General features: G+C 70.8%; 14 protein-coding genes. 9 read left to right on the top strand and 5 right to left on the bottom strand.

Going from position 1 to position 11,981, the window contains the following annotated elements; all coding sequences use genetic code 11:
• Nucleotides 1-48: 48 nt before the first annotated feature.
• Nucleotides 49-207 (bottom strand): hypothetical protein, encoded by a 159-nt coding sequence (locus ACGFNI_RS29750; protein ID WP_393687838.1) that lies wholly within the window; start codon nt 205-207, stop codon nt 49-51.
• A 269-nt stretch (nt 208-476) separates the two neighbouring features.
• Between ACGFNI_RS29750 and ACGFNI_RS29755 the strand changes: the two genes are divergently transcribed.
• The 8 genes from ACGFNI_RS29755 to ACGFNI_RS29790 all read left to right on the top strand — a co-directional run bounded on the left by ACGFNI_RS29755 (nt 477) and on the right by ACGFNI_RS29790 (nt 6,453).
• The gene (locus tag ACGFNI_RS29755) at nt 477-977 is read left to right on the top strand and encodes a methylated-DNA--[protein]-cysteine S-methyltransferase (protein WP_393687840.1); all 501 of its coding nucleotides are present in this window, start codon (nt 477-479) and stop codon (nt 975-977) included.
• Between the two features lie 42 nt (nt 978-1,019).
• Nucleotides 1,020-1,520, top strand: a complete 501-nt coding sequence (locus tag ACGFNI_RS29760) for an RNA polymerase sigma factor (RefSeq protein WP_393687842.1) — start codon at nt 1,020-1,022, stop codon at nt 1,518-1,520.
• A complete protein-coding gene (locus tag ACGFNI_RS29765; protein ID WP_393687844.1) occupies nt 1,517-2,134 on the top strand; it encodes a methylated-DNA--[protein]-cysteine S-methyltransferase in 618 nt (205 codons plus the stop codon). Before ACGFNI_RS29760 ends, ACGFNI_RS29765 begins: the two co-directional genes overlap by 4 nt.
• The gene (locus ACGFNI_RS29770) at nt 2,131-2,892 is read left to right on the top strand and encodes a 2OG-Fe(II) oxygenase (RefSeq protein WP_393687846.1); all 762 of its coding nucleotides are present in this window, start codon (nt 2,131-2,133) and stop codon (nt 2,890-2,892) included. Before ACGFNI_RS29765 ends, ACGFNI_RS29770 begins: the two co-directional genes overlap by 4 nt.
• A 191-nt stretch (nt 2,893-3,083) precedes the next feature.
• Nucleotides 3,084-3,641, top strand: a complete 558-nt coding sequence (locus tag ACGFNI_RS29775) for a hypothetical protein (protein ID WP_393687848.1) — start codon at nt 3,084-3,086, stop codon at nt 3,639-3,641.
• Nucleotides 3,642-3,804: 163 nt separating this feature from the next.
• Entirely contained in the window at nt 3,805-4,887 is a 1,083-nt protein-coding gene (locus ACGFNI_RS29780; protein ID WP_393687850.1) for an NAD(P)/FAD-dependent oxidoreductase, read from the top strand.
• A gap of 53 nt (nt 4,888-4,940) precedes the next feature.
• On the top strand, nt 4,941-5,693 hold the full coding sequence (locus ACGFNI_RS29785) for a class I SAM-dependent methyltransferase (RefSeq protein WP_393687852.1): 753 nt from the start codon (nt 4,941-4,943) through the stop codon (nt 5,691-5,693).
• A gap of 106 nt (nt 5,694-5,799) precedes the next feature.
• The gene (locus tag ACGFNI_RS29790) at nt 5,800-6,453 is read left to right on the top strand and encodes a hypothetical protein (protein ID WP_393687854.1); all 654 of its coding nucleotides are present in this window, start codon (nt 5,800-5,802) and stop codon (nt 6,451-6,453) included.
• A gap of 193 nt (nt 6,454-6,646) precedes the next feature.
• Here the strand turns inward: ACGFNI_RS29790 and ACGFNI_RS29795 are convergent, their stop codons facing one another.
• Both ACGFNI_RS29795 and ACGFNI_RS29800 read right to left on the bottom strand, forming a co-directional pair.
• Entirely contained in the window at nt 6,647-7,669 is a 1,023-nt protein-coding gene (locus tag ACGFNI_RS29795; RefSeq protein WP_393687856.1) for a D-alanyl-D-alanine carboxypeptidase family protein, read from the bottom strand.
• 464 nt (nt 7,670-8,133) lie between these two features.
• Nucleotides 8,134-8,856 carry a DUF2470 domain-containing protein gene (locus tag ACGFNI_RS29800; RefSeq protein WP_393688031.1) on the bottom strand — a complete coding sequence of 241 codons (723 nt, stop codon included), beginning with the start codon at nt 8,854-8,856 and terminating at the stop codon, nt 8,134-8,136.
• A 219-nt stretch (nt 8,857-9,075) separates the two neighbouring features.
• Here ACGFNI_RS29800 and ACGFNI_RS29805 point away from each other — a divergent pair, with 219 nt between their 5' ends.
• Complete coding sequence (locus ACGFNI_RS29805) at nt 9,076-10,095, top strand: YdcF family protein (protein ID WP_393687858.1); 1,020 nt, start codon at nt 9,076-9,078, stop codon at nt 10,093-10,095.
• A gap of 51 nt (nt 10,096-10,146) precedes the next feature.
• Here ACGFNI_RS29805 and ACGFNI_RS29810 read toward each other — a convergent pair whose 3' ends face one another.
• Both ACGFNI_RS29810 and ACGFNI_RS29815 read right to left on the bottom strand, forming a co-directional pair.
• Nucleotides 10,147-11,037 (bottom strand): hypothetical protein, encoded by an 891-nt coding sequence (locus ACGFNI_RS29810; RefSeq protein ID WP_393687860.1) that lies wholly within the window; start codon nt 11,035-11,037, stop codon nt 10,147-10,149.
• A 104-nt stretch (nt 11,038-11,141) separates the two neighbouring features.
• Entirely contained in the window at nt 11,142-11,909 is a 768-nt protein-coding gene (locus ACGFNI_RS29815) for a class I SAM-dependent methyltransferase (RefSeq protein WP_393687862.1), read from the bottom strand.
• Nucleotides 11,910-11,981: the final 72 nt, after the last annotated feature.

An 11,981-nucleotide genomic window follows, 5' to 3' on the forward strand; every position in this document is an offset into this window, starting at 1 on the left:
CCCGGCGCCCCCGCACCGCCCGGCCCCGGGGCCCGCCCCGCAACTCCGCTACGGGCCGGGCACGGTGGGCACGTCGCCGGTGACACGGACCTTGCCGTGGGCGGCGCTGATGTCGCCCGGCACCGGAAGGCTCGGGCCGTGCCTCACCGGAACGGCGAGCACGGTGACAGTGGCCGGAACGGTGGTGCCGGTACGAGCGCATGCCATGAGGCGTCCCCTTCCTGACTCACTACACCCAGTGAAAGGGCCCCGCCTCCACTTTGCATCCCGAACAATCCGTGCTCGCCGCACACCAGCCATCCCAAGGGCCCTGACCTGCGAAATCGTGCCCGCGCCACGCCTGCGCCGCACATCTCACGATCCGGATCTCACGTTCCGGGCGGCCGGGACGTCTACCAGGTGAAGAGGCAGTGGAGAGGAAGAGGCAGCGGGCCGCAGGGCCGGTCCGCTGTGGACCGAAGGGACGTGAAGAGACGATGACGCGCACGCATGCGGTGATCGGTTCGCCGCTGGGGGACCTGACGGCGGTCGCCGATGACGGGGCGCTGGTGGGCCTGTATTTCGCGACGCATCGACGACGCCCCGAGGCGGAGGAATTCGGTGAACGCGACGACGAGAGCTTCGCCTTGATACGCCATCAGCTCGGCGAGTACTTCGCCGGCGAGCGGAAGACCTTCGACCTGCCACAGGAACCTGCCGGGGACGCCTTCGACCAACGGGTGTGGAAACTGCTGACGCAGATCCCGTACGGCCGGACGCGGTCGTACGGTGACCTCGCACGGGAGTTGGGCGACGTGTCGCTGGCACAGGCGGTGGGGGCGGCCAACGGCCGCAACCCGCTGTGCGTGATCGTGCCGTGCCACCGCGTGGTGGGCGCGGACGGGAGCCTGACCGGCTATGCGGGCGGTCTGGACCGCAAGCGGTTCCTGCTGGACCTGGAGGCGCCGTCGGCGGCGGCCGCGGGCCGGCTTTTTTGAAGTCCGGTCTCACGTTCCGGGCCTGCGCGTCGTTTACGGAGTGTGACCTTGCAACCTTTCGAGCAGATCGTGCATGACCACGGGCCCATGGTGCTGCGCGTGTGCCGCGCGGTACTGGGCCCGCAGGACGCGGAGGACGCCTGGTCGGAGACGTTTCTGTCGGCGATGACGGCGTACCCCGGCCTCGATCCGGAGGCCCACGTCGAGGCATGGCTGGTGACGATCGCGCACCGCAAGGCGATCGACATCGCCAGGGCCAACGCCCGCCGCCCGGTGGCGGTGGACGAGATCCCGGAGCGTCCTGGGAGCAGCGACCGGCCCGAAGCCTGGGACGGAGACCTGTGGGCGGCGCTCAAGGCGCTGCCGCAGCGGCAGCGCCAGGCGGTGGCCTACCACTACCTGGCAGGGCTGCCGTACCGGGAGATCGCCGCACTGACCGGCGGGAGTACCGACGCCGCGCGCAGGGCGGCGGCCGACGGCATCAAGACTCTGCGTACCACCTATCCGAGAGACGACACGGCAAAGAAGGGAGCGGCCCGATGACCGCATCCGACGAGGAGACCGGGAACCCTTTCGCCGGGCTGCCCTGGCAGGACGAGCCGACGCTCGCCCGGCTGCACGAGCGCCTGGAGGCACAGGCCCAGCAGGAGGGAGTTCTGGACGTCGCCTACCGCACCATCGACACACCGGTCGGCGCGCTGCTGCTGGCCGCCACCGACCAGGGGCTGATGCGGGTCGCCTACGAAGTACAGGACCACGAAGCGGTGCTCCAGCAGTTGGCCGACAAAGTCAGCCCGCGCATACTCCAGGCCCCGACCCGCCTGGAGAGAGCGGCCCGCCAGCTCGATGAGTACTTCGCGGGGCAACGCACCCGGTTCGAGCTGGAGCTGGACTGGCGGCTGTCCAAGGGCTTCCGCCGCGACGTCCTCGTACACCTGCCGGACATCGCCTACGGCCACACCGAGAGCTACGCCGAGGTCGCCACCGCGTCCGGCAGCCCGAAAGCGGTACGCGCGGTGGGCACGGCGTGCGCGACGAACCCCCTGCCTGTCGTGGTGCCCTGCCACCGCGTGGTGCGCTCGGACGGCACCGCGGGCGGCTACGTCGGGGGAGAAGGGGTCAAACACACCCTGCTGACATTGGAGCGAACGGCATGACCAGCACCGCCACACAGCACGCGAGCAGCCGCACAACGACCGTGGCGCGGCGGGACGGCTTCGCGAAGAAGGTGGCCGCGGCCGACTGGGAGGCGGTCACCGCGGAGGTGAACGACTACGGCTGCGCGCTGCTGCCCCAACTGCTCACCCCCACCCAGTGCGCCCAACTCGCCGCGCTCTACGAGGAACCGGAACGCTTCAGGACCACGGTGAACATGCAGCGTCACCGGTTCGGAGCGGGCGAGTACCGCTACTTCGACACCCCGTTCCCCGAGCCGGTCCAGCGGCTGCGCGAGGAGCTTTATCCGCGGCTGACGCCGATCGCCCGCGACTGGTACGGCAAGCTCGGCCGGGAGGCGGAGTGGCCCGATGACCTGAAGGAGTGGCTGGAGATATGCCACCGGGCGGGCCAGGACAGACCGTCGCCGATCCTGCTGCGCTACGAGACGGGCGACTGGAACGCCCTGCATCGGGACGTCTTCGGCGAGAAGGTCTTCCCCCTCCAGGTCGTGATCAACCTGAACGCGCCGGGTGAGGACCATACGGGCGGGGAGTTCCTGCTGGTCGAGCAGCGCCCGCGGGCGCAGTCGAGGGGCACGGCCACACTGATACCGCAGGGCCACGGGCTGGTGTTCACCACCCGCGACCGCCCGGTCCGCTCCCAGCGGGGCTGGTCGGCCTCCCCGGTACGGCACGGCGTCTCCGCGATCCGCTCGGGCCGGCGTCACACCCTGGGCCTGGTCTTCCACGATGCCTGACCACCCATCGGAGACGAAGCCGCGGTGCCGTGGACGAGGCCAAGTGCCGTGGGGGAGCGCGGAATACAAGCCCGTCGGCCGTGCGCCAGGCCCTACACGCTGCTGGGAGCCGACCCGTCGGCCGTACACGGGCGGATCGCGCACCGTGCCCGACGGAGGAAGCGACAAGAAATGAGGGGGAGTGACAAGGAATGAAGGAGGGGCAGGTGCCGCCGGACGGCTGGTCACCGAAGACCACCCGGCCGGTGGCCACACCACCTTCGCTGCCGCTGACCGAACCGGAATCCGACGCGGTCATCCGCCTGTTGGAGGCGATGAGCCCCCGCCCGGTCACCCTGGTGACCGGCTCGTCGCGGGACGCCCCCGCACGGCGGGCCGTGCAACTGCTGGCCGGCAGGTGGCAGGAACGCGGGGGTGAGGTGATCGACGCGGTCGACTGGCCCGAGGACGCCGCGTCCTGGCTGCGGCAGGCCCGGCGCTTCACGAGCGCCGCTCCCGACGTCTGGCTCGTCACCGGAACCCTCACGGGCTGGGTGCAGATGGGCCGCCGCCTGACCGTGTCCACCACCTGGGATCCGGCCCGCACGGTGGCGACGTCCGGCCTCGCTCACGACGACCTGATCTCCCGCGGAGGCATCGGCACTTTCGACGGCCTGCGCGGAGCCCACCGCGACGGCAGCACCTGGGAGATCATCCGCACCCTCCGCGTCGACCACCCGCCACCCACCACACAGACACAGCCGCGATGAGCGCCGCCCCCATCCGCTCGGCAGTGTCACCGCCTCCGCCGCCGCCCCGTTCGCGGCACCCTCCCGCTCCTGGCCTCCCGGACCGTTTTGCTGCGACGGCAAAGAAGATTGCCGGACCGGGTGGGGTGCGCGCAGGGTCTGCATCGGAACGGAGGTCATGCATATGAAGGAGCGAACGGTGCGGCAGGTGAATGGGCGGCAGACGAACGGCTCGTCGGCCGAGGGTGATCAGCGGTACGAGGTCGTGGTGATCGGGGGTGGTGCCGCCGGTCTGAGCGGCGCGCTGATGCTGGGACGGGCGAGGCGTTCGGTGGTCGTCATCGACAGTGGGCAGCCGCGCAACGCTGCGTCCACGGGAGTCCATGCCTACCTCGGCAGGGAGGGCGATGCGCCCGGCGCGTTGCTGGCCGACGGGCGGGACGAGGTGCGCGCGTACGGTGGCCGGTTCCGGGAGGGCACCGTCGTATCCGTGGCGCGGGACGACACGGGCTTCACCGTGCGGCTCGCCGACGGCGGCACCGTGCACGGCAAGCGGCTGCTGGTGACGACGGGGCTGGTGGACGAGCTGCCCGAGGTGCCGGGTCTGGCCGAGCTGTGGGGCTCGGACGTCCTGCACTGTCCGTACTGCCATGGCTGGGAGGTACGCGACCAGGCGATCGGGGTTCTGGGAACCGGGCCGTTGGCGGTGCACCAGGCACTGTTGTGGCGGCAGTGGAGCGAGCGGGTCACGCTGTTCCTGCACACCGCCCCCGAGCCGAGCGACGAGGAGTACGAGCAGCTCGCCGCCTGTGGCATCGCGGTGGTGGACGGCGACGTGAGCGCCGTGGAACAGGCTGACGGGCGGCTGACCGGGATACGGCTCGCGAGCGGCACGGTCGTCCCCTGCCAAGTGCTGTGTGTGGCCCCGCGATTCGTCGCCCGCGCCGGATTCCTGGCGGCCCTCGGCCTGGAGCCGGCCGACCTGGAGCGGGCCGGGACGGTGATCGGCAGTCACATACCTGGTGACGCCATGGGGCAGACCGCTGTACCGGGAGTGTGGGTGGCAGGCAATGCGACCGCCCCGACCGAGCAGGTCATCGGCTCCGCCGCAGCAGGGGCCCGCGCTGCCGGTGCCATCAACGCCGACCTGATCGCCGAGGACACCAGGGCCGCCGTCGCAGCCCGTCGCGCCGGCGAACCCTTCTCCCCGGAAGCGGAACGCGAGGTGTGTGAGCGCGTCCTCGCCGACCGCCGGCACGGACTGTGACACCCACCCCCGCCGCCTCTCTCATTCCACGCCACCACGAAAGGCCCGCAACGATGACCAGTACCCCGGCCGCTTCCGCACACGGCCCAAATGACCCATACGGCACGGCACTTGACGGCGCACCTGGCGCTACCCCTGATATCAGCCCTGACGCTACCCCTGACGCCGCCCCCGACGCCGGATCGGCCTCGACCGAGGAGTTCTGGGACGCCCGCTACCGCGCCGCCGACAAGATCTTCAGCGGCAACCCGAATTCCGCACTGGTTCGTGAGACCGAAGGGCTGCGCCCCGGCACGGCGTTGGATCTGGGGTGCGGCGAAGGGGCGGACGCCGTCTGGCTCGCTTCGCAGGGCTGGCGTGTCACCGCCAGCGATGTATCGCCGACCGCTCTCCAGCGCGCCGCCCGGCAGGCCAAGGCGGCGGGCGTGGGCGACCGCATCGACTGGCAGCACCATGACCTGGACGCGTCGTTCCCCGATGGGGAGTTCGACCTGGTCTCCGCCCATTTCCTGTACCCGCCGCTCGCCGAGGCCAGAGAGCGGATACTGCGCACGTCATCCCGCGCCGTCGCACCCGGCGGGCTGCTCCTCATCGTCAGCCACGCGGGCCCCCCTTTCTGGGATCACGACCTCGCCCCGGATCTGCACTTCCCCACCCCTGAGGAGATCCTGACCACGCTCGATCTCCCGGCCGGGCAGTGGGAGGTGCAGGTCAGCGGGGTCTACCAGCGCCCCGCGACCAGCCCTGCCGGGGAGTCCGGTACCCGCACGGACAGCACCCTCAAGCTCCGACGGCGCTTGGTGTGATCCGAGGGGGAGTGCGCCTCGGGTTTAGCCACGACATGGCAACTCGCCCCCAATTCAGGCGACTTCTACCGGTGATGAACGACGAGGGATGGGTAGGGTCGCGGGCATGCGAGGCGTGCGGGTGGTGCTGGTCGGGGGGACGTCGAATGCCGGGAAGTCGACCGTCGCCCGGGTGGTGGCGGAGCGGCTCGGGTTCGCGTATCTGTCGACCGACAGGCTGGCGCGGCACCCGGGGCGGCCCTGGCGGACGCCGGAGCGGGAGGTTCCGGCGCACGTCGCCGAGCACTACGGATCGCTCACGCTGGATGAGCTGATGACCTCTGTTCTGGACCACTACGCACGGCTGTGGCCCCGCATCGAGGAGTTGATCGCGGATCACGCGGCCGGGCCGGGTGCCGAGGCCGGGCCGGGTGCCGAGGCCGGCCTGGTGCTGGAGGGTTCGGCTCTGTGGCCGGTCAACGTCGCGGAGTTGAAGGCCCCGCACACCGCGGCCGTGTGGCTGACCGCCGACGTGGCTCTTCTCCGGGACCGGGTGCGTGATGCAGGCCGCTACGCGGAAGCGACCGGTGCGGAACGGCACTTGATGGATCAGTTCCTGGCCCGCACCGTGCGCTATCAGGCGCTCATGGTGGATGCCGTCGACAGGCTGGGCCTGGACCGTATCGATGTGGGCGGCCACCGGTCCGTCGGGGAACTGGCCGACGCGGTGCTCGCGACGGCCGGCGCGCAGCGTTCGATCGGACGGTCGTCGGCAGGGTGAGGCTCCGGGCCGTCGAGCTCTCCGGGCCGCCGAAACCTCGGGCGCCCGGACGGCAAAACGGCGCCCGCTCATAAGCCGAGAAGCCAAGAAGGGGGGGGCAGCCGGGTCACGGCGACGTGATCCGGCTACCCCGGCCAGCCAAGGCACGGCGGGCGCGGACCTCACGGTCGCGCCCGCCGACGGTGATGCCTGCTCAGTGGGCGAAGCCCCAGTCGAGCATCTTGGTGGCGTCGTCGAAGCGGCCCTTGTCATCCCTGAGGATCGCGCCGACCAGGGTGCGGTTGTCCCGCTTGGCGGCGAAGACGAGGCAGTAGCCGTCCTCCGGGCCGCTGCCGGTCTTGACACCCAGGGCACCGTCGTAGCTGCCCAGCAGCTCGTTGGTGTTGTTCCAGGTGTAGTACCGGGTGTGGCCGTTGGCAGCCGGGGCCTCGGTCTTGAACTGCTTGTTCTTCACGACATCGGCGAACACCGGCTGCAGCATCGCACGCTGGCCGAGCTTGGCCAGGTCACGGGCGGTGCTGTGGTTGTTGCCGTGCGAGATGCCGTCGTAGGTGTCGAAGTGCGTGCCGGTCATGCCCAGTTGCTGCGCCTCGGCGTTCATCTGGTCCACGAAGTCCGCGATCCGCGCGTCCTGGGTGTCCCCGTGGCCGAAGTTGTCGGCCAGGGCCCGCGCGGCGTCCGCGCCGGACGGGATGAGCATGGCGTGCAGCATCTGCCGGACGGTCAGCTTGTCGCCGGTCTGGAGGTCGGCGGTGCTGCCGCCGACCTTCTGGACGTAGTCCCGGTACTCCTGCTTCACCTCGATCTGCCGGTCCAGCAACTCCGGGTGCTTGAGCACCACCACGGCGGTCATGATCTTGGTGGTGCTGGCCATCGGCACGCTCTCGTCGGCCTTGGCCCCGGCCCACATCTCCCGCTCCTGGCTGCCGTCGCGGGCGTCCAGCAGGAAGGCGTGGTCGGCGTTGATCTTGGGAGCGTCCTGGTCCTTCGCGTCCTGCGCGTCGGCGGCCTTGTCCTGGACGGCGTGCTGCGCCGCCTGGGTGGGCTGGGACTGCTGCTGCGCGTCCTGGTTGTCGTCGGCGGAATGCGTGGCACCGGGGGTCGCTGCCTCGGCGAGGCCGCCGGCGGTGATCGGCAGGGCGGCTCCGACGAGCGCGACCATCGCGATCCGGACTCCGGTTCGGTGTATTCGGTTGGGGCGGGCGTGGGCACCCATGGGCGTCCCTCCTGCCGGCGTAGGGACGCCGGTGTGTAGTGGAAACTTGGTTCACACCGAACCTACTTGGGCGATGACAGCGACCGTCAAGCCAGCTATGTCATAGCCACGTAACGAGGTTGACCCCTGTGGAGATGTTGTGCAGGTGGCTGGTGGAGCCTGTGAGGTAGCTCGCGCGTGGTGACCGGCCGACTCCCCTGGGGTACCGGAGTCCGTCGGTGCACGTTCCACCGTCGTCGACCGTCAAAACCCCTGTGGCCAGCACGTTTTGACGGTGTGACGGCCCGTTGTGCCCGGCAGCGTGCCCGCTTTTGCCCGATCGTTCGAGGGTGGGCCCGGTGGATGAGGCCGGCCGTTGGGGTTGTGGGTCCTGACCTTCCCCGGCGCCCCCGTGGGCAAGCGTTTCCACGGCAGTTGGGCCGGGGTGGTCGTACGCGTACGGCGGTGGTCCGGATGCCGCCGGGTCAGGAGTCGCTGAGCAGGCGGCTGCGGTGCGAGCGGCGGCGGGCGGCGGCTTCCAGGGCGTGGATCTGGAGGCCGAACTGGTCGACGTCGGTGAGCTGGGTCGGGAACGGGATGCGTACGTCGTGATGGCCGCCGGCGTATTCGAGGCGGAGGGTGACGCCGTACCGGTCGAGGGCGAGCGGGACGGCGCGCTGGGTTCCCTGGACGAGCCGGGGTTCCACCAGGCGGATCAGCAGCCGGACGAGGTCGTGGTGGTCGTCGACCAGGTGCGTGAGCATGCTCGCCTCGCAGGTGGCCAGCGGGTCGGCGGTGGCGGCCATCAGGTCGGCGAGGCCCACGGACGCCTTGGCCGTCATGGTGTCCAGGACGGCGCGGGCGAACTGCATGCACCGGCCGTTGGCCGCGTCGGGGCGCGGGGGTGAGGTCAGCCAGCCCATGACGGTGACGCGGGCGCGTACCCGGTCGCGGACGGCGGTGGGGGCCACGTCGGTGAATTCGAGGGTGGCGGGCACCCGCCGCCGCGCCGCGTGGCCGGGGCCGGACTCGGGTTCGTCCGACAGGGGGTGGAGGTGGATGTGCTGGGTGAGGCCGGGCTCGTTCAGGCGGGACACCTCGGTGCGGGACTCGTCGGTGATCAGCGTCATCGACTGGGCCGAGGCCAGGATGGTGCGGATGCGTTCGGCGAGCGTGGGCTGCGCGGGCGGGCTGTTGAGGGTGCGCATCCAGATCTCCACGATAGAGAGGTTAGGTTAGGTTTACCTAACTTACCTGTGCGGGGGGATGCTCCGCCACCGGGCCCGCCACCTGACCGGCCACCGGTCGACGAGTGCCCCGCACGGCAGACCCGCGGCCAGGGCGGACGAGGTGGCGCGGTCCGGAGGGAAGGCGGCCGGAACTGACCCTCCGGCAGGTACATGCCGTGCCCTGCATACGATGTGCGGATGCTCCCCTTCGCCCCGGCGATCTTCTGCTTCGCCCTCTTTCTTGTCGGCGTGCTGCGTGACCGGCGCCGGTTCAGCAATGCCGTCTTCCTGGGCTTCGCCGTCGTGTTCAGCCTGATCGGGTGGGTGGCCGAGGTCGGCAGCAAGTCACCCGTTGTCGGCGGCATCGCGATCCTGGCGATTCTGGCGGTGCTGACGCTGGGCATTGTCGTGTTCGGCGTCTTCCTGATAGCCAACGGCGTGCAGATGCTCCGCAAGGAAGGCCGCAGCCTCGGCAACTTGATGTCGCTGCTGACCGGACTGCTGATCCTCGCCGTCGCCGTGCTGCTGGTCGTGGCGATCGTCCGGCACACCCCGACCCTGGTGGTGATCGCCGGCACCGTCATGGCGCTGTTCGGCTACGTCGGATTCCTGTTCCTGTGCTTCGTCGGCTACGCCTTCCTCTACGGGCGCCTGCGGGTCAGGCGCGACGCCGACTACGTGGTGGTACTGGGCTCCGGCCTGATCGGCGGGCGCCGGGTGCCGCCCCTGCTGGCCGGCAGGCTGGAGCGCGGACGCGCCGTCCACGAACGGCTCTGCGCACGCGGCGGCCGGCCGGTGCTGCTGACCTCCGGCGGGCAGGGGCCGGACGAAGAGCTGCCGGAGTCCCACGCCATGGCCGACTACCTGGTGGAGCGCGGCTTCCCGGCCGACCGGATCGTGCGGGAGGACCGCTCCCGCACGACCGAGGAGAACCTCAGGTTCAGCCGGGCCCTCATGGAGAAGGACAACCCCGGCTACCGGTGCGTCATCGTGACCAACAACTACCACGCGTTCCGCGCCGCGTTGACGGCACGCAGGTGCGGCGTCAAGGGGCAGGTCGTGGGCTCGCCCACCGCCGCGTATTTCTGGCCCAGCGCGACGATCCGCGAGTTCGCGGCCGTGTTCCTGGAGCACAAGGTGATCAACCTCGGCATCTGCCTGCTGTTCATCCTGAGCGGCTGGGGTCTTTGGCAGGCCATCGGACTCGCTCGGGGCTAGGGCGCTTCTGACGGATCTCCGTGGAGGAAGGAGCGGCGGTTGGCGCGTGGGCTACGGCGCCCGTAGCACGGTGTGCAACGGTTCGGCTGCCGCTTCCACCGCAGGCCGGGACAGGTGCAGTGCCGTGTGGAAGTGGCCGCCGGATTCCGCGCCGTGCGGATCGTCACCGGCTGCGGTGACCGCGGCGATGGCGTACTGCCGTTCGCGCGCGTCGGTGAAGCGCCGCTGGGGATAGGTACGGGCGGTGTCCTTCTCGGTGACCAGACCGTGCTCGGCCAGGCCGATGGCGATGTCGCCGTAGGAGCCGGTGCGCAGCACGAACGCGGCCACCCACGGCGGCCGTTCGGTGCTGTCCAGCAGCGCGTGAAACGTACGGGCGCTCAGAAAGCTGGCGCCGCCGGTCACGGTGTTCAGCCGGACGTCGCCCGCGGCCCGGCGCAGCGCGGGGGTGGGCGGCGCCGTTTCCAGGTTCTCGGCGAACGCCGCGTCCAGCAGGCCGGCCGCGCGCGCATAGGCGAGGGCAGGCGCGGCGATGTCGAGACCGATGACGGGCACCGCGTCGGTACGGCGGCGCGCGGCGTAGTACGCCAGGTCCGCCTCGATCAGCTCGGCGGTCGTCCAGCGGGCGGCCTGCGGCGAGGTGTAGCGGGCATGCAACTCGTCCCAGGTCACATGGTGGTTGAGCAGGGCGGCGTTGATGCCGTACGAGCAGCAGATGTCCAGGACCGTGCCCTGCCTGTCGCCGCCCCGGCCCGTCGGACCGGGGATGCCGATGTGGTGCACGAGGCGGCGGAAGAGGCCCTGGGCGTAATGAGGCGTGCGGTAGTCGAGCGGCCCCAGGGTGCGGAAATAGGGGCGTGGGTCCGGCTGTGTGTAGATGTCGTCGAAGCGTGTCATCCGTGCGGGTGCACAGGTGCCGTGGTTGCGGTGCGCGGCAGTCATCAGGGGGCCTCCTCGGACCGGTGCAGCAGAAGTAGTGCCCGGTGCCACCGATGGGGAAGACGACGGGGAGGAAACCGGCCACGGCCGGACGCGCCGGCCGCCGCTCAGGCCCGCTCGGGCTTGCGGGCCTCGATGAGGGTCCGGCTGGAATGGGCGAGGAACGCGCCCTCGGCCTCGATCTTGTCGTGCAGCGCGCGCAGCCGGTCCCGGTACCGCTCCACGGTGAAGCCGGGGACCGTCCAGACCACCTTGCGCAGGAAGTAGACCACCGCGCCGATGTCGAAGAACTCCATCCGCAGCCGCTCCATGCGTACGTCCACGATCTCAAGACCGGCGGCCCGCGCCGCCGCGGTCTCCACATCGGGATGACGCTTGCGGCGCAGCTCGTCGGAGAGCGGGCCGAGGAAGAACTCGATCAGTTCGAAGACGGTCTCGGGGCCGACGTGCTGCGCGAAGTACGTCCCGCCCGGCCGCAGCACGCGGGCGATCTCGGCCCACCACACCGTCGCCGGCTGGCGGCTGGTGACCAGGTCGAACGCCGCGTCGGCGAACGGCAGCGGCGGCTCGTCCGGGTCCGCGACGACGACCACGCCGCGCGGGTGCAGCAGCGCGGTCGCCCTGGCCAGGTTCGGCGGCCAGGATTCGGTGGCGGCCATCACCGGCGGGAATCGCTCCGCCCCCGCCAGCACCTCGCCGCCACCGGTCTGGACGTCGAGCGCCGCCGACACGGCAGCCAGCCGTGCGCTCATCAGCCGCTGGTAGCCCCACGAGGGGCGCGCCTCGGTGGCCCGGCCGTCCAGCCAGGAGAAGTCCCAGCCGTCCACGGACACCGAGTCGGCCTCGTCGACGAGTTCTTCGAAGGTGCGTGCCATGCCGTCATCATCGCCCACGGCACCGGCACCCGCGCAGGCGGACGCGGAGCTGTGGATTCCGGCGGAGCGGAC

This window comes from Streptomyces sp. NPDC048644 (assembly GCF_043199105.1).
In the GTDB taxonomy this organism is placed as follows: Bacteria; Actinomycetota; Actinomycetes; order Streptomycetales; family Streptomycetaceae; genus Streptomyces.

Bases quoted from the DNA above. Each gene is read 5' to 3' on its own strand.
- ACGFNI_RS29815 (WP_393687862.1), bottom strand. From the start codon at position 11,909: ATGGCACGCACCTTCGAAGAACTCGTCGACGAGGCCGACTCGGTGTCC.
- ACGFNI_RS29810 (WP_393687860.1), bottom strand. From the start codon at position 11,037: ATGACTGCCGCGCACCGCAACCACGGCACCTGTGCACCCGCACGGATG.
- ACGFNI_RS29755 (WP_393687840.1), top strand. From the start codon at position 477: ATGACGCGCACGCATGCGGTGATCGGTTCGCCGCTGGGGGACCTGACG.
- ACGFNI_RS29805 (WP_393687858.1), top strand. From the start codon at position 9,076: ATGCTCCCCTTCGCCCCGGCGATCTTCTGCTTCGCCCTCTTTCTTGTC.
- ACGFNI_RS29785 (WP_393687852.1), top strand. From the start codon at position 4,941: ATGACCAGTACCCCGGCCGCTTCCGCACACGGCCCAAATGACCCATAC.
- ACGFNI_RS29780 (WP_393687850.1), top strand. From the start codon at position 3,805: ATGAAGGAGCGAACGGTGCGGCAGGTGAATGGGCGGCAGACGAACGGC.
- ACGFNI_RS29800 (WP_393688031.1), bottom strand. From the start codon at position 8,856: ATGCGCACCCTCAACAGCCCGCCCGCGCAGCCCACGCTCGCCGAACGC.
- ACGFNI_RS29765 (WP_393687844.1), top strand. From the start codon at position 1,517: ATGACCGCATCCGACGAGGAGACCGGGAACCCTTTCGCCGGGCTGCCC.
- ACGFNI_RS29790 (WP_393687854.1), top strand. From the start codon at position 5,800: ATGCGAGGCGTGCGGGTGGTGCTGGTCGGGGGGACGTCGAATGCCGGG.
- ACGFNI_RS29775 (WP_393687848.1), top strand. From the start codon at position 3,084: ATGAAGGAGGGGCAGGTGCCGCCGGACGGCTGGTCACCGAAGACCACC.
- ACGFNI_RS29750 (WP_393687838.1), bottom strand. From the start codon at position 207: ATGGCATGCGCTCGTACCGGCACCACCGTTCCGGCCACTGTCACCGTG.
- ACGFNI_RS29795 (WP_393687856.1), bottom strand. From the start codon at position 7,669: ATGGGTGCCCACGCCCGCCCCAACCGAATACACCGAACCGGAGTCCGG.
- ACGFNI_RS29770 (WP_393687846.1), top strand. From the start codon at position 2,131: ATGACCAGCACCGCCACACAGCACGCGAGCAGCCGCACAACGACCGTG.